The sequence below is a fragment of the Rhizobacter sp. SG703 genome (assembly GCF_012275445.1).
GTDB lineage: Bacteria > Pseudomonadota > Gammaproteobacteria > Burkholderiales > Burkholderiaceae_C > Rhizobacter.
In genome coordinates, this window is sequence record NZ_JAAZQK010000005.1 from 476,267 (window position 1) to 493,672 (window position 17,406).

Here is a 17,406-nt window from a genome sequence, read left to right on the forward strand (position 1 = left end):
TTCCCCGGCATCGCGCCGCGCAGCGGCGCTCCTCCGGGATGGAAACGATGTCTTCCAGGAAGCCTGGTGCCGAGGATGCGGCACCCTTGTTCCAGCGACTGTGGTCTCGCATCGGCGGTGCGCCGCTGCGAAACGATCCGGATGCCGCGGCGCCTTCGACGATGCAGCACTCCGGCTTCACGTCCGCCGGCGCGTGGGCCGACACCGTGATCGACGACGACCGGCGCACCGCGCCCACCGATGATGCGAACAATGGCCTTTCGTGATGTCCTCTCCCGTGACGCGCGCCCCCGCGACGATGCCGCTGCTTCGTTCCTCGACGACTTCGGCGATTTCAATCACAGTGGGCGTGTCGTCGACGACGGCCTGCCCCCCACCGAAGCCGCGCCACTGGCCGCTGCGCCGTGGCAGTTCGAGATGGGCGACACCGCGTCGCGCCGCATCGACACGCGCGACCCGATGGAGCCTTTGCGCTTCGACGGCATGGTGCTGCGACCCTGGACGCGCGACGACGCCCGGGCGATGGCCGAAGCGGCCCGCGAATCGACCGGCACGATCGGCCGCTGGATGGATTGGTGCCACCCCGGCTACGGCGTGCGCGACGCGATCGACTGGGTCGATGTCTGCGCCGACAGCCTGGCCCAGGGGCAGGCCTGCGAATTCGGGCTGTTCGACGAGCGCAGCGGCCGGCTGGTCGGCGGTGCCGGGCTCAACCAGTTCAACACGGTCCACCGCGTCTGCAACCTCGGCTACTGGGTCCGCCAGTCGGCCCAGGGGCAGGGCATCGCGACCCGCGCCGCGCGTTCGCTGGCCAGCTATGGTTTCAGCGCGCTGGGTTTCCAGCGCATCGAGATCGTCGTCGCCGAAGGCAACGAAGCCAGCCTTGCGGTCGCCCGCAAGCTCGGCGCGCAGTTCGAATGCCTCGCGCGCAACCGGCTGGTGATCCGCGGCAACCCGGTGTCGGCCTGGGTGCACTCGCTGGTGCCGTGAAGGCATGACGACCCCTCGCCCGGCGGGTACGCCGGAGGGGTGCGGGCCGGCTTGGCGCGGCCCGGCGCTCGGCCCTACGGAACCGCGGCGTAGGCGCCCGTGCCTTCGGGCCACGGCGTCAGCACCTCGGCACCGTCCTCGGTCACCGCGACCATGTGCTCCCACTGCGCCGACAGCGAGCGGTCGCGGGTGACCACCGTCCAGCCGTCGGCCAGCGTGCGCGTGCCGGCCTTGCCGGCATTCAGCATCGGCTCGATCGTGAACACCATGCCCGGGACCAGCCGCAAGCCCTGTCCGCGCTGGCCGTAGTGCGCCACCGTCGGCTCGTCGTGGTAGATGCGGCCGATGCCGTGGCCGCAGTACTCGCGCACGACGGTGAAGCCCTCGCGCTGGGCCACCGTCTGGATCGCGTGGCCGACGTCGCCGAGCGTCGCGCCCGGCCGCACCGCGAGGATGCCGGCGCGCATCGCCTCGTAGGTGGTGTCGACCAGTCGTTGCGCGAGCGGCGAGACCTGGCCGACGACGAAGCTGCGGCTGGTGTCGCCGTACCAGCCGTCGCGGATCACCGCGACGTCGATGTTGACGATGTCGCCGTCGCGCAGCACCTCGTCGGCCGACGGGATGCCGTGGCACACCACCTCGTTGACCGAGGCGCAGATCGTCTTCGTGTAGCCGTGGTAGCCGATGTTGGCCGGCACCGCCTTCTGCACCTCGACGATGTGGTCGTGGCACAGCCGGTCGAGCTCGCCGGTGCTGATGCCGGCCTTCACGTGCGGCGCGATCATCCGCAGCACGTCGGCGGCCAGTGCCCCGGCGGCGCGTGCCATCGCGAGGTCGGCGGCCGGGTGGATCTTCACGGAGCGGGCGGGGCGGTTCATCGGGCGGCCCTGCGCGGCGTGCGGGCGGCGACCGGGGCCGCCGGTCTCGCCGGCACCGGCTTCACGAACGACAGCCCGGGCTCGTTCGACTGCGCGGCGCGCAACATCAACTGGCAGATGTCGCCGTAGCTCAGCGCGGGGTGCAGCTCGGCCAGCATGCCGACGCGCATCCAGTGCTCGGCCTGCGCATTGATCGAACGGCTCAGCGCGTCGCTCGCGCTGCGCAGGTTGTCGTGCATCTGGTCTGAAATCTTGACGATTCCCATGGTGTGCGATCTGGAGGTGTGTTGTATGAAACGTATATGGTTCGTATATTAGCAGACGCCGGCGGGCGGTGGATGCGGGGGTGGTCCGAAGTCGCACTTCGGCCGACTGCGCCGCGATGGCAAGGCGCAGAAGTACATGTCTCCCGTGGGCGGCCCGGCGCCGCACTCGAACAATCGGGCCTTTTGGCACCGGTCGCAGGGGATCACATGGGACATCGTTCGAGACGGCTGATGGCGATGGGGATGGCGGCGCTGCTCGGCGCCTGCGGTGGCGGAGGCGGCGGCAGCAGCAGCACGGCGGCCGACGCGGGCGGTGGCGGCGGCACGACCCCCACGCCGGTCCCGACCGTCGCGGCCGGCTGGTGGACCGGCAGCACCGCCGACCACCGCGCGCTGACCGGCCTGGTCTTCGCCGACGGCAGCTTCAGCCTCCTCTATTCCGCACAGGACGCGCCCGACTCGGTGGCCGGCCTGGTGCAAGGCAGCGGCGCCGGCGTCGACGGCGCGTTCGCGTCGACCGATGCGATCGACTTCCGGCTCGCCGACGGCACGGTCGCCGCCACGCCGTTCAGCGCCACCGCCGTCACGCAGCAGCGCTTCGACGGCAGCCTGTTCGACGACGGGCTCGGCTTCACGACCACCTTCAACCCCGCTTTTGCACGCACTGCCGCGCTCGAAGACGTGGCCGGCCCCTACGATGCGCAGGCGGCGCGGCCCGATGACAGCCTGGCGGCCACGCTGTCGATCGACGCGCGAGGCGTGCTCACCGGCAGCGGCACCGGCTGCCGCATCGACGGCTCGCTGGTGCCGCGCAGCGATGCGAACGCCTACGGCATCGTGCTCGCGCTCAGCGGCGACGACTGCGCCTCCGACGGGCTGGCGTTCAGCGGCATCGCGCTCTTCGATGCCGACACCCGCACGCTGTACGTGATGGCGCCGAACGCCGACCGCAGCGACGCGCTGGTGGTCCGCGCCGCCCGCTCCGACTGACGCCCAGGGGGCGACACGCCCGCGGCCCGATAGACTCCGCGCGGCCTGTCCGAGTCCGGAGAACCCCATGCCCCCGCGAAACGAAGCCGACGGCTTCCTGCCCCGCATCCAGATCGTCACCGCCACCCGGCGCTACCGGCTCGGCGGCCCCGGCACGGCGCCGGACCCGGCGCTGCGCGCCCGCACGCTGGCGAACGAGGCAATGCGCTGGAGCTACGTGCTGCGCAGCCGCGAGCGCTGGCGCGACATGCCCGACGTGGCCGACCGCCACCAGGCCGATGCCACCGCGACGCTGAATGCCTTCGGGCTGGGCGACGAGGCGCTGCGCGAGATCGCGCAGGCCGGCCGCGCCGTCGTGACGATGCCGTTCGAGACCGAGAGCGTCGGCTGGGAGGGCCGCATCTTCCCGTGGGAGTTCGTGCTGTCGCGTGCGACGCGTCGCTACCGGCGCGCGGGCGGGGCCGCGGCCTCGGGCGGACACGGCCTGACGGTGATGCGCCACCTCGACCTCGCCGAGCGTCCGCCGTTGCCGGTGCGCCGCATGGACGGCCGGGTGCTGGTCGTGCAGAGCCTGCCCGGCGCGCTGGCGCAGGCCTATGACGCCACCGACGAGACCGAGCGCGTGCGCCGCGCCTTCGGGCTGCACGGCGACGACCCGCGCTGGCGCGTGGCCGTCAACCCGACGCTGGGCGAGCTGACCGCGCTGTGCGCGGCGTTCCGGCCGGAGGTGGTGCATTTCTGCGGCTTCGACAACCACGAAGGCATCGCGCAGCTGGCCAACAGCGCCGGCACCGATGTCGCGGTGACGCTGCGCGACGAGCGGCGCAGCGCCGCCGACTGGCAGCGCGACGACAAAGGCGTGGTCGACGGCTGCCTGATGCGGCGCAGCGACGGCCTGCCGGTGATGGTGGCGCCGCCCGAGCTGGCGCATGCGCTGACCGGCGGCGGTCGCCACCGCCCGTTCTTCGTCGGCCTGAACCTGTGGAACTCGGCAGCCCGCATCGCTCCGCAGCTGCTGCCGGCCGGCGTGCTGGCCGCGATGGGTTTCCAGGATGCATTCGACGACGCGCTGGCCGGCTACTTCTTCGAGACGCTGTATGCGCAGCTCGCGGCGCAGGCGTGGAACCTGCCGGTCGCGTTCGAGCAGGCCTGGGCCGCGACGCGCTCGCAGGTCGACCTGGTGCCCGGCACCGGCATCGCGCTGTGGGCGCGGGCGCCGCTGGTCGCGCAGCGCAGTGCACCGCACCTCGCCCGGCCGGCGGCGGCCGCGGCCGCGCGTGTGCCGTCGGTGTCGCGCGCCTTGTTGCGCGCCGTCGTCGAACCGCGCACCGAATTCAACTACGCCGAGCTGCACAACCAGGGCGACCCCGCCGAGAAGCGCAGCGCGCTGTTCCACCGCTTCGAGCTGCGCGGCGCGGTCACGCAACCGCCGACGCGGGCGCAGGTGCTGGTCGAGCTGAACTGCGGCATCGAACGCGCACGCTACGAGGCCGAGATCGAGCTGACGCAGGAGCGCACCAGCCTCGGCGCGCGCATCAAGATGCCGCTGACCGCGCGGCTGATGCGCTCGGTCTCCGAAGCGGTCGTCAGCAGCCTGTTCGTGCAGGTGGTGGTCGGCGGCCGGGTGATCCACAAGGACACCTACGCGATGCGGCTGATGCCGGTCGACCAGTGGCTGGACAACAGCACCAGCGGCGTCTGGCTGCCGTCGTTCGTGCTGCCGCGCGACCCGGCGGTCGAGCGCGCGATCACGCTCGCGCAGCGCTACGTGCGGGTGATCCGCGACGACCCGAGCGCCGGCTTCGAGGGCTACCAGTCGTCGTCGTCCGCCGACCCGGCCAGCCTCGAGAACGTCGACCTGCAGGTCGAGGCGATCTGGTCGGCGCTGCTGCACGAATGGGACCTCGGCTACATCAACCCGCCGCCCACCTACAACCGCGCACTCGATTCGCAGCGCCTGCGCACGCCGAGCGCGGTGCGTGCGGCGCGCATGGGCACCTGCATCGACCTGACGCTGCTGTTCGCCGCCTGCCTCGAGCTGGTCGACATCCACCCGGTGGTGTTCCTGCTCGACGGCCACGCGCTGCCCGGCTACTGGCGCCACCGCGACTACCAGTTCGCGTACCGCGAAGTGATCGAACCGGGCGACGCGATGCCGCCGAGCGACGAGCACCGCAGCGGCTCGCCGGGCGCGCAGACGCGGCCGTGGCGGGCCGGTCGCGCCAGCTACCGCGAGGTGTGGGGGCTGATCCGCGACGGCAAGCTGGCGCCGCTGGAGAGCGTGCGGCTGACCGAGCACTGCGGCTTCCGCGAAGCGCGCGAGGCCGGCGTGCAGGCGCTCAGCGAGCCGCGCGATTTCGATTCGATCCTCGACATCGCGATCGCGCGCGAGCACCAGGTCACGCCGCTGCCGATCGTGGCGCCGGCCGCGCTGGCCCTCGGGGAGCGCGCATGAACGACGCCATCACGACCGGCGATCCGCTGCCGTTCAGCGCCGCACCGTGGGCGGCGGTCGATGCGCGGCTCGGGCTGAGCGAGCCGGCGCCCGCGCAGGCCGCGGCATTGCCGATCTCGATGCGGCGGCGTCGCGGCTTCACGCCGTCGATGGCCGATCCGCGCGCCAGCGTCAGCCTGCGCGACGACGACGGCGTGCTGCGCTGGAACTACGAGCCGCCGGCCGCCCAGGTGCTGCGCGGCCGGTCGCGCCGCGCCGGCGGGTTCGGCTTCGGCGACCTGCTGCAGCGCTTCGAGTACGACGACATCGGGCCGAACCGCGTGGCGCAGTCGCTGGTCGCGCTCGACGCTCGGCTCACGCCGCACCAGGGGCTGCGCCAGTGGGTCGGCGGCGCGCTGGTGCCGGCGCCCGCGCCGCAGCCCGGCGGCGCGCAGCGCACGCTGCTGCTGCTGCACGGCACCTTCAGCAACGGCGACATGTGGTTCGACCAGCTCGGCGCAACGCCGGCCGGCGTTGCGCTGCTCGCGCAGTGGCAGCAGGTCTACGGCGAGCGCATCTTCGCGTTCGACCACCCGACGCTGTCGGTCGCACCGTGGCTGAACGCGCTCGACCTGCAGCGCGCGCTGCGCGGCATCGCCGGGCCGGTCGACGTCGTGTGCCACAGCCGCGGCGGGCTGGTCGCGTCGTGGCTGCTACGGCTCGCGCCGGTGCGGGTGCAGCAGGTGGTGTTCGTCGGCTCGCCGCTCGGCGGCACCAGCCTCGCGTCGCCGTACCGCCTGCGTGCCGCGCTCGACATGCTGGCCAACATCGCGAACGCGCTGTCGCTGGCCGGGCAGGCGGCGAGCACGGTGTTCCCGCTGGCCGCCGGCGCGGCCGGGCTCGCCAAGGTGCTGGGCAAGACGCTGCAGCTCGGCGCGGCGCTGCCGCTGGCCGACGCGGCGGTGGCGCTGGTGCCGGGCCTCGCGAGCCAGCAGCGCGTCAGCGACAACGCCGAGACGCGCGCGCTGTTCGACGACCGCTGGCTGGTGCAGCCGCGCTTCGCGGTGGTGTCGGCCGATTTCGAGCCGAACCTCGGCGAGCCGGCGTGGAAGTTCTGGACGCGCTTCCGCAACCCCGGCCTGCAACTGGCGAGCCTCGGCGCCGACATCGTGTTCCCCGGTGCCAACGACCTGGTCGTCGACACCGGGTCGATGAGCTTCCTCGGCCAGCCGGCGCAGGGCAAGCCGGAGCTGCTGTCGCTCGGCAGGACGGCGACGACCTTCCACACGAACTATTTTCGCGATCCGGCGGTGGTGGCGTTTCTCGCGCGGAAGGCGCAGGGCGCCTGAGGCGTCCCGCGCCGACGGACGGAATCAGGCCCGCGGCTTCTCGATGCCGACGAGCTCCTCCAGCGTCTTCGCATAGTCCACGCACAGCTGCGCCATGGCGGCGAGATCGCCCGCGGCCAGGGCGGCAACCGTCTTGCGCTGGAAATCTCCGATGGCGTCGGCGATGGCGGGCCTGAGGGCCTTGCCATTCGCGAGGCTCAGGATCGCCTGCCCGTCGGCGGCGAGGAACCTGCACCACGTCTTCATGTGCTCGCTCGAGCATTCCCCCTGCCGGACCAACGCTTCGAGCTGGCCCGCGCGTTCCTTGATCCGGGAGCAATACGCCTTCTTCGTGCAAAGTGCCTGCGTGGACGCCTCGTCCACGGGATCCTTGCCGGCGGGCCGTTCGATCCCGACGAGGCTGTCCAGGTGCCGGGAATAGAGACGGCAGGTCTCGGCGACGTGCTGAAGGTCGCCGGCCCGGAAACCGAGGGCGACCACGTTGTCGAACTCGCGCAGCAATGCAGCGATGGCCGCTCGCTGGTGCTTGCCACCGACGCCGGACAGCACGGCCCGGCCGACATCGGTCAGGCGCGTGCACGCGGCGCCGACCTCCGGCCGCGAACCCCGGTCTGCCGCCTGTTTCGCCACCGCTGCGCCGACGCGGATGCTCGCGCACAGTTGCTCCTTCGACGGGATGCGGTCGGCCTTGCTGCCTTCCCAGGTGATGCTTGCGTTGCGACGAGGGCCGGCGAAGCGCTTCGAGACAGCGGGTGCCGCCGCCGGGTCGCCGGCCTGGCCGGGTGGCGGGGGGGCCCCGACGACGTGCTTGGGGGACGGATTGGGTCGGACGAAGGCCATGGCGACTGCTCCTGGGTACTGCACACCGCGAACCGCTCGGGTGATGCAGGCTGAGTCGCGATCGCGACGCGCTGGTTCCGGCCCCAGGACAAACCGCCCGGCCGCCGCGGCAATTTCTGTCATTCCATCGCCAGGGCCCGAGGTGTCGGCTCGGGCAGGCAGCCGATGCCCCGCAGCGTTTCCTCCACCGCCGTGTCCAGCGGCGTGTGCGGCTCTCGGCCCAGCACCGCGACCAGCCGGTCGTTGGCCATGCGCACCGGCTGCTGCCACAGGTAGCGCATCTCCATCAGCTCGCGCAGCGTCGCGACGAACGGCGATGCGAGGCGCAGCAGCCACCACGGCGTGCGCGTGATGCGCGGCGTCTGCCCGGTGCGGCGCGCGACCACGCGCTGCACCGCTTCGGCGATCTGCCGGCCGGTCGCATCCCAGTGCCCGCCGAGGTGGAAGCGCTCGAATGCCGCCAGGCTGTCGCGCCGGCCCAGCAACTCGACCATCGTGCGTGCGACGTCCGGCAGGTAGGCCCATTGGTGGCCCACGCCGGCATCGGCCGGGTTGCTGATGGCCGTCACCGGCTGGCCCGGCTTCAGCATGCCTTGCGACAACCAGCTGTTGCCGAGCTTCGGTCCGAAGAAGTCGCCGGCCCGCACGATCAGCACGCGCGCGCCCTGGCGGCTCGCGGCCTGCAGCCGTTCCTCCATCTGCACGCGGATCGCGCCCTTGCGGGTCTGCGGGTGCTGCGGCGAATCCTCGCGCAGCAGCGGGAACGCATCGGGCCCGAAGTTGTAGACCGTGCCCGGCAGCACGATGGTGGCCCGCTGCGCCAGCGCGGCGGCGATCGTGTTGTCGACCATCGGCAGCACCAGCTCGGCCCAGCGGCGGTAGCCGGGCGGGTTGACCGCGTGCACGATCACCGAGCAGCCGTCGGCGGCGCGCATCACGTCGGCACGCTGCATCGCGTCGCCGCGCAGCCAGGTGATGCCGTCGCGCTGCTGCACCGCGTCGGCGGCGTTGCGCTGCAGTGCGCGCACCGTCCAGCCCGCGTCGCGCAGCTGGCGCGCGACCTCGCCGCCGACGCCGCCGGTCGCGCCCAGCACCAGGGCCGTCCTGTTGCCGCTGTCGATGTTGCCGTTGCTGCCCATGTCGTTCTCCAGAGTGGTGGTACGGGATGGATTCTGCGGAGCTTGGCGTTCCGATGGAATTGCCGAATATCGACGTGACGCTATACATTTGTGAATGACCTCGAACATCGGCTGGGAGCTCTACCGCTCATTCCTCGGCGTGCTGGACGAAGGCTCGCTGTCGGGCGCGGCGCGTGGGCTGGGCATCACGCAGCCGACCGTCGGCCGCCACGTCGCGGCGCTCGAGCAGGCGCTCGGCGTCGTGCTGTTCACCCGCTCGCAGACCGGCCTGTTGCCGACCGAGGCGGCCCGTTCGCTGCGGCCCTATGCCGAGGCCATGCAGAGCACCGCGGCGGCGCTGGAGCGCGCCGCCGGCGGCCAGGGCGCCGACGGCGTCGTCAAGGGCACGGTGCGCATCAGCTGCAGCGACGTGATCGGCGTCGAGGTGCTGCCGCCGGTGCTGGCCGGGCTGCACGAGGCGCATCCGCAGCTGAAGATCGAACTGGTGCTGACCGACAAGCTGCAGGACCTGCTGCGCCGCGAGGCCGACATCGCCGTGCGCATGGTGCAGCCGAAGCAGGAGCAGCTGATCGCGCGCCACATCGGCAACATCGAGCTGGGCCTGCATGCGCACCGCGACTACCTCGCGCGCCGCGGCACGCCGCGCCGGCCCGACGAACTCGCCGGCCACGCGAGCATCGGCTACGACGAGCCGTCGGCCTGGTTGCGCCAGGCCGAGAAAGCCTTGCACGGCCTGCGGCGCGAGGTGTTCACGATGCGCAGCGACAGCAACCTGGCGCAGCTGGCGCTGATCCGCGCCGGTGCCGGCATCGGCATGTGCCAGGTGCCGCTGGCCCGGCGCGACGCCAACCTGGTGCGGCTGCTGCCCAAGCTGTTCGCGTTGCCGCTCGGCACCTGGGTCACGATGCACGAAGACCTGCGCAGCAGCCCGCGCTGCCGGGTCGCGTTCGACGCGCTGGTGGCCGGCCTGTCGGACTACCTCGGCGCGGCCGGGCGCCGACAGCCCGGCCCTAAGCCGGCCCCAAGCCAAACCGCGCGATGATGCAGGCCTGCGCCGCTTGCGACCCGCCACCTTGACCTCGACCGTGCTTCCCGCTCCCGCCGCTTCCTGGCCCCGTGCCGCGCTGCGGCGCCTGCTCGTGCTGTGGCCGACCAAGCTGGTGGGCATCACCGCCGGCATCTCGCTGTTCTTCGTGCTGTATTTCTGGGCCGCGCGCTCGCCGCAGGCCCCGCTGGCCGTGATGCCGGTGCTCGCGATCGACCGCTGGTTCACGCTGCGCGAGGGGCTGCTGCCGGTGTATGCGTCGCTGTGGGTCTATGTGTCGCTCGCGCCGGCGTTCTCGAAGGACGGCGGCGAGTTGCTGCGCTACACGGCGCGGGCCGCGCTGATGAGCGCGATCGGCTTCGCGTTCTACCTGTTCTACCCGAGCGCGGTGCCGGACTTCGGCGTCGACTGGACGCAGTACGGCAGCCTGCAGTTCCTGCGCGCCGGCGACGCATCGCGCAATGCGTTCCCGTCGCTGCACGTCTCCTTCGCGGTGCTGACCTGCCACCTGCTGGCGCGGCAGCTGCGCGAGCTCGAGGTGCCCGTCGTGCTGCGGCTGGCCAACCTGGCCTGGTGCGTCGGCATCGCCTATTCGACGATCGCGATCCGCCAGCATGTCGTGGTCGACGTGATCGGCGGGCTGGTGCTTGGCCTGGTGGTGGCGGCCGTGCCGCTGCGCGAGCCGGCACGCTGATTGCCCGGACCCGGGTCACCGCAACCCGGGAGCGAGCCATGCTGCAGGATGTCCGCATCGTCACCACGTCGATCGCCGTGCCCTGGCAGGTGGTCTACGAGTTCGCACGCCAGCCGTCGCTGCTGCCGCAATGGGCCTCGGGCCTGGCGGCCGGTATCGCCGAGGAAGGCGGGCGCTGGTTCGGCCAGTCGCCGATGGGCCGGGTGCAGATCGAGATGACGCCCGACAACCCGTACGGCGTGCTGGACCATGACGTCACGCTGCCCGACGGCACGGTGTTCCACAATCCGCTGCGCGCGGTGGCCAACGGCGACGGCTGCGAATTGACGTTCACGGTGTTCCGTGCCGTCGGGGCCGACAGCGCGAGCTTCGAGAAGGACTGCGCGCATGTCACCGGCGACCTGCAGGCGCTGAAGCGGCTGCTGGAGAGCGCCGCGCACCGCTGAAGCTCGCGGGGCTCAGCCGTCGCGGGCGGTGGCCTGCTTCAGCGCGAGCCGCAGCTGCTTGCGCCCGTCGGCATTGGTCGCCCGCCATGCTTTCAGCGCGAGCTGCAGGAACTGCAGCTCGGCTGGCGTCAGCCCCTGCGGTTCGTGCGCGGTGTCGAGCCAGCCGGCCGCCTGGGCACGCGCCGCCTCGATCTGCCGCGCCAGCTTGTCGCCGATCGGGCGGCTGCTCTTGATCTGGCTCCACATGCTGGGACTGATCTGCAGCGCCTGCGCGAACAGCTGCTCCATGCCTTTCGGGGCGACGCCGTCGCGCATCTGCTCCTCGGCGAAGCGCTGGAACAGCGTGAGGACGTTCTGTCGGCGCAGCAGGGTGATGTTGTCGGACACGGCGGGCGAGGAAGGCTGCAGGAAAGGGGGCGGCGGGGCAGGAGCGGGATTGTCGCACCGGGGTGAAGAGTCTTTACCGATACGAGGTACGAGAATGCCGACCGAGGAGACCGCATGACCGCCGACACATCACCGCAGGACGCACACCCGATCGCTGCCGACATCCGGGCGGGATCATGGCCAGACTCGCCGCCGTCGAGACCCAGGAAGGGGTGCGTATCCTGTTCGCCTGCGAATCCGGCAGCCGGGGCTGGGGATTGGCGTCGCCCGACTCCGACTACGACGTTCGCTTCATCTTCGTTCGACCGGCACGCGACTACCTTCGGATCACCGCGGTGCGCGACGTGATCGAAGAGGTGCCCGGACCGGTGTTCGACGTCAACGGATGGGACCTTCGCAAGGCGCTGGGGCTGTCGGCCAAAGGCAATGCGACGCTGGTGGAGTGGCTGAGCTCGCCGGTGGTGTACCGCGCCGACGAACGCTTCCTGGCGAGGCTTCGCGAGGCCGCCGCCGCCGATGGCGTTCGAGGCGCTCGTCGACGCGATGGTCGACGATCCGGCGGTGCGCCAGGAGATCGCCGAGTTGCTGGTGTCGAAGCGCCGCAGCGGCGAGCAGGAGTGGCTGCCGGCGCGGCCGGTTCTCAATGCCTTCATCGGCACGCTGGTCGCAGAACTGGCGCAGGCCCGGCCGCGGGATGAGTCGGTGTCGCTCGAGCGGCTGGACGACGTGCTGTTCGAGACGGTGATGGGCGGGTAGGCGCGACCCGCCCGCTCACACCAGCGGCAACATCACCACCTTGCGGTACGCCTCGCGCTTGGACAGCGCGTCGAACCAGCGCTGCACCTGCGGCAGGTCGTCGCGCTCGATCGGCAGCGACATCCAGCGCCACACCGCGCAGCCGAGCGCGATGTCGCCCATCGTGAAGCGCTCGCCGCCGACGAACGCGCGGCCCTCGAGGTGCGCATCGAGGATGCCCAGCGCCTCCAGCGTCTCGCGCCGCGCCGCTTCGACCAGGTTGTCGTCGCGCTCGTGCTCCGGCGTGCGCAGGAAGGCGCGGAAGATCGGCACCATCGCCGGCCACAGCGTCGAGTTCGACCAGTCGATCCAGCGGTCGGCCTCGGCACGCGCCGCCACGTCGTCGGGCCACAGGCTGCCGGCCGCGTGCTTGGCGGCCAGGTAGCGCAGCACGGTGCCCGACTCCCACACGACGAAGCCGTCGTCCTCGATGGTCGGCACCAGACCGTTCGGGTTCAGGCGCCGGAACTCGGCGGTGTTGACGACGCCGTAGTGCCGGCCGGCGTCGATGCGCTCATAGGGCAGCGCGAGTTCCTCGCAGCACCACAGCACCTTCTGCACGTTGATCGAATCGGCATTGCCCCAGATCTTCAGCATTCGCGGTCCCGGCAGTCGTTGATGCGGGCCCACTCTATCGAGGAGCCCGCCCGACCGGGAACGTGGGGCTTCTTCGGGCTTACCAGCCCGAGTTGCCGGTCCCGCGGATGAAGAAGCTGCTCGGTGCGGTGTCCTGCTTCAGCCCGCCAAGCGCCGGGTTCGTCACGACCACGCCGTCGAAGTTCACCGCGCCGCGTCCACCGTTGTCGATGACCTCGATGCCGTATTTGCCGGGGTTGGTGATCTTGATGTTCTTCAGCCTGACGTTGCTGAACCTCGCGTTGTCGGCGTCGCGCAGCAGGTCCGGATGGAACTTCTCGCCCGGCGGCACGAAGGCCGTGCCGAAGCCGCGGAACTCGATGCCGGAGTAGGTCGGGTCGACGATGTCGAGGTTCTCCACCAGGATGTCGTTGACGCTGCCTTCGCGCATGTAGAACTTCAGCGCGCCGTGCTGCCACGGCATGCCGGTGTTCTCCATGAACATCGGGCCGCCCGCGCGGATCAGCGAGATGTTGCTGAAGGTCGTCGCCGCCGGGCCGAACGGGTAGGGGCTGAACTCGTTGTCGATCAGGATGCCCGGGTAGGTCAGCACGTCTTCGCAGACGCTGTCCTTGAACACGTTGTTCGCACCGCCATACGCCGCGAAGCAGTTGGCGCGCCACGGCATCTGCACCGTGTTGTTGCGGAACACGTTGTTGACGCCCTGGCCCTGGTCGGGCGCGTTCTTGCCTTCCGGGCTGATGAAGTTGTCGCCCAGCTGGTACGTCTTCTCCTTGACCCAGTCGGTCCACTTGATCGACCACACCACCAGCGCGTCATCGCCGGTGTTGCGCAGGTGGCAGTTCTCGACCACCGAGTTCGACGTGCCGTTGTCGAGGTTGATGCCGTCTGCGTACGTGTTGCGGATGCGGCAGTTGCGGATCGTCAGGTTCTGCGTCGGCTGCGTCTGGTACGGGGGGTCGTTGCCGACCCAGATCGCACCGACCACGTGCTCGATCCAGACGTTCTCGATCAGGCTGTTGGCGCCCATCGGGCCGGCGAAGGCCTTCTGCACGCCTTCCGACTCTTCGGCACGGGCCTTCGATTCGCCGAGGATCGAGAAGTCGCCGAACACGCATTTCGCGCTCGCGCCGTAGCAGAAGAACAGCGACTTCGGGCCCTTCAGGTTCGTGTACCACATGCCCGCGCCGCGCACCTCGATGCCCGGGTTGTCGAGCCCGACGTTGCCGCCGGAGATCTTCTGCAGCAGGTAGTCGCCGGGCGGGAACCACAGCTTGCTGGTCGAGCGCATCGCGCGCAGCACGTCGTCGGCATGGTCCTTGCCGTCGTTCGGCTGGATGCCGAAGCTCGTCACCGACGTGAAGCCCGCCGGCATCGTCAGCGCGTCGGGCACGGGCTCGATGTCGACCAGGTCGATCACGTAGAACGCGGCGCTGTCCTGCGCGTCGCGGCGCAGCATCACCGTCGCGCCGGCCGGGATGGTGTCGACCAGCGTGCGCACCTCGTCGAAGAAGGTGTGCGGCTGGCCGGCCGGCTTGTCGACGATCGGGTCGCCGATCAGCCCGCCCTGGTACGACCAGCTGTAGCGCGAGGTCAGCGGCAGCGTCTTCACGCGCACGCCGTTCACGTACAGGCCGAGCGTGCTGTCGATGCCGCCGCCGCCCGGGGCGTCGGGGATCGAGTAGCGCACGACGACGCCGTTGCCGGCCTTCGTGGTCTTGAACGACACGTAGTCGCCGGTCTTGTTCAGGCGCACCGCCTTGCGGCCGATGGCCTCGGCCTCGATGTGGTTCGCGTCCCACTTCTGGCGGCTCGGGCCGAGGATCTGCGCGTTGGTGGTGCCGTCTTCGGCCTGGTACTCGACCCAGGGCACGTTCGCGCCACGGCCGACCGGCACCGGCGCGGGCGCAGGCGCGGGGGACGGCGCCGGGGCAGGCGCGGGTGCGGGCGCCGGAGCGGGCGCTGGTGCCGGGCTCGGCGCAGGGGCCGGAGCGGGGGCCGGTGCAGGGGCGGGTGCAGGAGCGGGAGCCGGGGCCGGCGTGGGGGCGGGTGCCGGCGCCGGAGCGGGCGCGGGGGCCGGTGCCGGTGCGGGCGAAGGCGCCGGCGCGGCCGCGACCAGCGTCCACTTCTCGGTCTCGCCGCCGTTGCAGCTCCACTGGCCGATGTGGCCGCCTTCGGCCTTGCTGAAGTTGCCGACGTCCAGGCACTTGTTGCTGTGCTTGAAGCGCACGTTCACCAGCCCGCCGCCCAGGTTGTCGAGCGCGAAGCGCTGGTTGTCGCCGCCGCCGTACTGCCACTGGTGCACGTTGGCACCGTCGGCGGTCGACACGTCCTGCACGTCGATCACCTTGCCGCTGTTCGCGTTCGTCAGGTGGTAGTAGCCCTCGGTGTCGCGCACCAGGTCGAACAGCCGGCCGAGCGAGCTGTTGCAGGCCATCTGCACGATGTCGGCGCCGCTGATCGTCGAGTCGCCGGCGACCGCCAGGCACAGGCCGCTGAAGTTCGAGCGCACGCTGTAGCGCGACGACGGCGCAGGGGCCGGCGTCGGGGCCGGTGCGGGCGCCGGCGCCGGGGCGGGCGCGCCGGCCACCGGCACGAAGCTCCACTTCTCGGTCTCGCCGTCGTTGCACTCCCACTGGCCGATGGCGCCGCCCGGCGCGCGGCTCGCGTTGCCGACGTCCATGCACTTGTTGCTGTGCTTGAAGCGCACGTAGTACTTGCCGCCGCCCAGGTCCTGCAGCGCGACGCGCTGGTTGTCGCCGTTCAGCCAGGTCCACTGGTGCACGTTGGCGCCGTTGGCCGTCGAGATGTCCTGCACGTCGACGACCTTGCCGCTGTTCACGTTCACCAGCCGGTACCAGCCCTGGGCGTCGCGCTGCAGGTCGAACTGGCGCGCAGCCGAGTTGTCGCAGGTCCATTGCACGACGTTCGCGCCTTCGGCGGTGGATGCGCCGTCGACCGCCAGGCACAGGCCGCTGAACGACGAGCGGACGGTGTAGCGGCCGGCGGCCAGGTCGGCGGCGTGGCCGAGCTGCGTGAAGCCGGCGCCGACGATCAACGCCAGGCAGAGCTTGCTGCTTCGAAACGGAAACATGGGTCGTCCTCCTTGTGGGGCTTCGCGGGCTCGGGACTCAGGGGTCGCCGAGGCTGAAGTCCGCCGGATGGTAGGAGGCCGGCCCGGCTCGAAGTGGAAGCGGTTTCACCCGCTTGCAATGCTTGCGAGACGTGGCATGAATTGGTATTGGTGTATCGGATTCAGATATCGATGGACCATGAAATCGCGATGGCAGGCCGTCGGATGGCCTGCGGCGGCGCGATCAGGCAGCGGTTTCGACCAGCGGCCGGTCGAGCAGCGACCGAAGCATCGCGCCGAGCGCCCGCGCAAGGCGTTCGCACTCTTCCCAGTCGACGCCGTCGCCGCGGCCGCAGACCACCACCACCAGCGGCGGCTCGTCGCAGCACGGCAGCACGCCGATCGCCCCGCCGGCGTGCACGAGCACCGCCGCGCGCAGCGGGCCCCACGGCGCGAAATGCCGTTGCTGCCGGTGGTACAGGCGCCAGTAGTCGGCCGCGGCCTCCCAGGCGCTGCCATCGCCGCGGTGGCGGCCGCTGACGTACTGCACCGCCCCGGTCGACGCGTCGACCAGCGCACAGCCTTCGACGCCGGGTTGCCGGCAGATGCCGGCGAGGGCGATCGCGGCCGGATCGCGCGGCGCTGCCACGGCGTCCGGGGCGCAGCTGTGGAACGCGATCTCGGGAAATGCGGCGTGCGGCATCGGTGTCTCCTCAGCGGTTCGCGAGGCGCAGCCATCGGCGCATCGCGTTGAACGGGCCGCCCGGGGCCGGGGCGGTCCGGCGCGCCGGTGCCGCGGGGGGCGGCAGCGCGGGCAGCGCGGCGGGCCCGGCGCCGTTGCCCACCGGTTCGAGGTGCAGCAGGTTGGCCGAGGCCATTCGCGTGATGAAGGCGACGCACTTGTCGGCGGTGACGTTGCTGAGCCGCATCAGCTTCTCGAGGTCGAGCGAGCGGGTCAGCAGGAAGCTGGCCAGGCGCAGGTTCTCGGCGTCATCCCACAGCAGCCCGGCGGGCGGCCAGCGGCGCAGCCGGAAGCGGCAGCCGGCCGACAGTTGCGTGAACGTGGCCGGCACCTCGCCGGTGGCGCAGTGCTCGGCGCATTCGAGCGCCTCGACCAGCGCATCGAACTGCAGCGGGCTGCTCAGCACCGAGCCGGGGGCGCGGCCGGTGCGCCAGGCGAGCGCACGCGAATCCTGCCCGGGCGGCACGAGGTGCAGCGTCATCAACGGCGGCTCGAGCATGCCGCGCACCGTGTCGACCTCGAGCCCCGCCACCATCACGACGTCGGCATCGCCGTCGTGGACCACCTGCCAGTCGTGCTTCAACTGGCGGCTGGCACGCGCCAGGAAGCGGCGCACCGCGCTCTCGTCGCGGGCGTCCAGTCCCTGCAGCAGCAGCCGCAGCGGCCAGCGCATCAACTGGGTTTCCATCTCGTCGTTGCCGCCGCTCATGCCCGTCCGCCTTCGTGTCCACACCGGAAGCG

At 71.3% G+C, this 17,406-nt stretch carries 18 protein-coding genes and 1 pseudogene; 10 read left to right on the forward strand and 9 right to left on the reverse strand.

Annotated elements, in window-relative coordinates; genetic code table 11:
* Positions 1-47 precede the first annotated feature (47 nt).
* On the forward strand, positions 48-266 hold the full coding sequence (locus FHT26_RS12845) for a hypothetical protein (RefSeq protein ID WP_168560501.1): 219 nt from the start codon (positions 48-50) through the stop codon (positions 264-266).
* The gene (locus FHT26_RS12850) at positions 253-990 is read left to right on the forward strand and encodes a GNAT family N-acetyltransferase (RefSeq protein ID WP_349238137.1); all 738 of its coding nucleotides are present in this window, start codon (positions 253-255) and stop codon (positions 988-990) included. Before FHT26_RS12845 ends, FHT26_RS12850 begins: the two co-directional genes overlap by 14 nt.
* 74 nt (positions 991-1,064) lie before the next feature.
* Here the strand turns inward: FHT26_RS12850 and map are convergent, their stop codons facing one another.
* Positions 1,065-1,868 (reverse strand): type I methionyl aminopeptidase, encoded by an 804-nt coding sequence (gene map / locus FHT26_RS12855; RefSeq protein WP_168560502.1) that lies wholly within the window; start codon positions 1,866-1,868, stop codon positions 1,065-1,067.
* Positions 1,865-2,134: a ParD-like family protein gene (locus FHT26_RS12860; RefSeq protein WP_056813685.1), complete on the reverse strand. Its 270-nt coding sequence runs from the start codon at positions 2,132-2,134 to the stop codon at positions 1,865-1,867. Before FHT26_RS12860 ends, map begins: the two co-directional genes overlap by 4 nt.
* 207 nt (positions 2,135-2,341) lie before the next feature.
* On the opposite strand from FHT26_RS12860, the gene FHT26_RS12865 reads away from it, so the two are divergent.
* The 3 genes from FHT26_RS12865 (at position 2,342) to FHT26_RS12875 (ending at position 6,907) form a co-directional block, all read left to right on the forward strand.
* On the forward strand, positions 2,342-3,124 hold the full coding sequence (locus tag FHT26_RS12865) for a hypothetical protein (RefSeq protein ID WP_168560503.1): 783 nt from the start codon (positions 2,342-2,344) through the stop codon (positions 3,122-3,124).
* A 67-nt stretch (positions 3,125-3,191) separates the two neighbouring features.
* Entirely contained in the window at positions 3,192-5,579 is a 2,388-nt protein-coding gene (locus FHT26_RS12870) for a hypothetical protein (RefSeq protein WP_168560504.1), read from the forward strand.
* On the forward strand, positions 5,576-6,907 hold the full coding sequence (locus FHT26_RS12875) for an esterase/lipase family protein (protein WP_168560505.1): 1,332 nt from the start codon (positions 5,576-5,578) through the stop codon (positions 6,905-6,907). The genes FHT26_RS12870 and FHT26_RS12875 overlap by 4 nt, the downstream gene beginning before the upstream one ends.
* A 24-nt stretch (positions 6,908-6,931) precedes the next feature.
* On the opposite strand, the gene FHT26_RS12880 is transcribed toward FHT26_RS12875, so the two are convergent.
* Both FHT26_RS12880 and FHT26_RS12885 read right to left on the reverse strand, forming a co-directional pair.
* Positions 6,932-7,747, reverse strand: a complete 816-nt coding sequence (locus FHT26_RS12880) for a hypothetical protein (protein WP_168560506.1) — start codon at positions 7,745-7,747, stop codon at positions 6,932-6,934.
* A 119-nt stretch (positions 7,748-7,866) separates the two neighbouring features.
* On the reverse strand, positions 7,867-8,886 hold the full coding sequence (locus FHT26_RS12885) for an SDR family oxidoreductase (RefSeq protein ID WP_168560507.1): 1,020 nt from the start codon (positions 8,884-8,886) through the stop codon (positions 7,867-7,869).
* 94 nt (positions 8,887-8,980) lie between these two features.
* Here FHT26_RS12885 and FHT26_RS12890 point away from each other — a divergent pair, with 94 nt between their 5' ends.
* Genes FHT26_RS12890 through FHT26_RS12900 form a run of 3 tightly spaced genes read left to right on the forward strand, consistent with a single transcriptional unit; the run spans position 8,981 to position 11,071 of the window.
* Positions 8,981-9,928, forward strand: coding sequence for a LysR family transcriptional regulator (locus FHT26_RS12890; RefSeq protein ID WP_168560508.1), 948 nt, complete (start codon positions 8,981-8,983; stop codon positions 9,926-9,928).
* A gap of 43 nt (positions 9,929-9,971) precedes the next feature.
* The gene (locus FHT26_RS12895) at positions 9,972-10,625 is read left to right on the forward strand and encodes a phosphatase PAP2 family protein (protein WP_349238138.1); all 654 of its coding nucleotides are present in this window, start codon (positions 9,972-9,974) and stop codon (positions 10,623-10,625) included.
* Between the two features lie 38 nt (positions 10,626-10,663).
* Positions 10,664-11,071, forward strand: coding sequence for an SRPBCC family protein (locus FHT26_RS12900; RefSeq protein ID WP_168560509.1), 408 nt, complete (start codon positions 10,664-10,666; stop codon positions 11,069-11,071).
* Positions 11,072-11,083: 12 nt separating this feature from the next.
* Here the strand turns inward: FHT26_RS12900 and FHT26_RS12905 are convergent, their stop codons facing one another.
* Positions 11,084-11,458, reverse strand: coding sequence for a hypothetical protein (locus FHT26_RS12905; RefSeq protein ID WP_168560510.1), 375 nt, complete (start codon positions 11,456-11,458; stop codon positions 11,084-11,086).
* 176 nt (positions 11,459-11,634) lie between these two features.
* Between FHT26_RS12905 and FHT26_RS29885 the strand changes: the two are divergent.
* Positions 11,635-11,902: pseudogene (locus FHT26_RS29885) on the forward strand (nucleotidyltransferase domain-containing protein); the annotation flags it as partial.
* 72 nt (positions 11,903-11,974) lie between these two features.
* Positions 11,975-12,214: a DNA polymerase beta superfamily protein gene (locus FHT26_RS29890; protein ID WP_246867850.1), complete on the forward strand. Its 240-nt coding sequence runs from the start codon at positions 11,975-11,977 to the stop codon at positions 12,212-12,214.
* A 15-nt stretch (positions 12,215-12,229) separates the two neighbouring features.
* Here FHT26_RS29890 and FHT26_RS12915 read toward each other — a convergent pair whose 3' ends face one another.
* The 4 genes from FHT26_RS12915 to FHT26_RS12930 all read right to left on the reverse strand — a co-directional run bounded on the left by FHT26_RS12915 (position 12,230) and on the right by FHT26_RS12930 (position 17,374).
* On the reverse strand, positions 12,230-12,850 hold the full coding sequence (locus FHT26_RS12915) for a glutathione S-transferase family protein (RefSeq protein WP_168560511.1): 621 nt from the start codon (positions 12,848-12,850) through the stop codon (positions 12,230-12,232).
* A gap of 79 nt (positions 12,851-12,929) precedes the next feature.
* A complete protein-coding gene (locus FHT26_RS30330; RefSeq protein WP_168560512.1) occupies positions 12,930-15,944 on the reverse strand; it encodes an RICIN domain-containing protein in 3,015 nt (1,004 codons plus the stop codon).
* Between the two features lie 223 nt (positions 15,945-16,167).
* On the reverse strand, positions 16,168-16,626 hold the full coding sequence (locus tag FHT26_RS12925; protein ID WP_168560513.1) for a hypothetical protein: 459 nt from the start codon (positions 16,624-16,626) through the stop codon (positions 16,168-16,170).
* 10 nt (positions 16,627-16,636) lie between these two features.
* On the reverse strand, positions 16,637-17,374 hold the full coding sequence (locus tag FHT26_RS12930) for a hypothetical protein (RefSeq protein ID WP_168560514.1): 738 nt from the start codon (positions 17,372-17,374) through the stop codon (positions 16,637-16,639).
* Positions 17,375-17,406 lie beyond the last annotated feature (32 nt).

Bases quoted from the DNA above. Each gene is read 5' to 3' on its own strand.
- FHT26_RS12930 (WP_168560514.1), bottom strand. From the start codon at position 17,374: ATGAGCGGCGGCAACGACGAGATGGAAACCCAGTTGATGCGCTGGCCG.
- FHT26_RS12870 (WP_168560504.1), top strand. From the start codon at position 3,192: ATGCCCCCGCGAAACGAAGCCGACGGCTTCCTGCCCCGCATCCAGATC.
- FHT26_RS29890 (WP_246867850.1), top strand. From the start codon at position 11,975: ATGGCGTTCGAGGCGCTCGTCGACGCGATGGTCGACGATCCGGCGGTG.
- FHT26_RS12880 (WP_168560506.1), bottom strand. From the start codon at position 7,747: ATGGCCTTCGTCCGACCCAATCCGTCCCCCAAGCACGTCGTCGGGGCC.
- FHT26_RS12875 (WP_168560505.1), top strand. From the start codon at position 5,576: ATGAACGACGCCATCACGACCGGCGATCCGCTGCCGTTCAGCGCCGCA.
- FHT26_RS12890 (WP_168560508.1), top strand. From the start codon at position 8,981: ATGACCTCGAACATCGGCTGGGAGCTCTACCGCTCATTCCTCGGCGTG.
- FHT26_RS12860 (WP_056813685.1), bottom strand. From the start codon at position 2,134: ATGGGAATCGTCAAGATTTCAGACCAGATGCACGACAACCTGCGCAGC.
- FHT26_RS30330 (WP_168560512.1), bottom strand. From the start codon at position 15,944: ATGTTTCCGTTTCGAAGCAGCAAGCTCTGCCTGGCGTTGATCGTCGGC.
- FHT26_RS12900 (WP_168560509.1), top strand. From the start codon at position 10,664: ATGCTGCAGGATGTCCGCATCGTCACCACGTCGATCGCCGTGCCCTGG.
- FHT26_RS12845 (WP_168560501.1), top strand. From the start codon at position 48: ATGTCTTCCAGGAAGCCTGGTGCCGAGGATGCGGCACCCTTGTTCCAG.
- FHT26_RS12925 (WP_168560513.1), bottom strand. From the start codon at position 16,626: ATGCCGCACGCCGCATTTCCCGAGATCGCGTTCCACAGCTGCGCCCCG.
- FHT26_RS12885 (WP_168560507.1), bottom strand. From the start codon at position 8,886: ATGGGCAGCAACGGCAACATCGACAGCGGCAACAGGACGGCCCTGGTG.
- FHT26_RS12915 (WP_168560511.1), bottom strand. From the start codon at position 12,850: ATGCTGAAGATCTGGGGCAATGCCGATTCGATCAACGTGCAGAAGGTG.
- map (WP_168560502.1), bottom strand. From the start codon at position 1,868: ATGAACCGCCCCGCCCGCTCCGTGAAGATCCACCCGGCCGCCGACCTC.
- FHT26_RS12850 (WP_349238137.1), top strand. From the start codon at position 253: ATGGCCTTTCGTGATGTCCTCTCCCGTGACGCGCGCCCCCGCGACGAT.
- FHT26_RS12865 (WP_168560503.1), top strand. From the start codon at position 2,342: ATGGGACATCGTTCGAGACGGCTGATGGCGATGGGGATGGCGGCGCTG.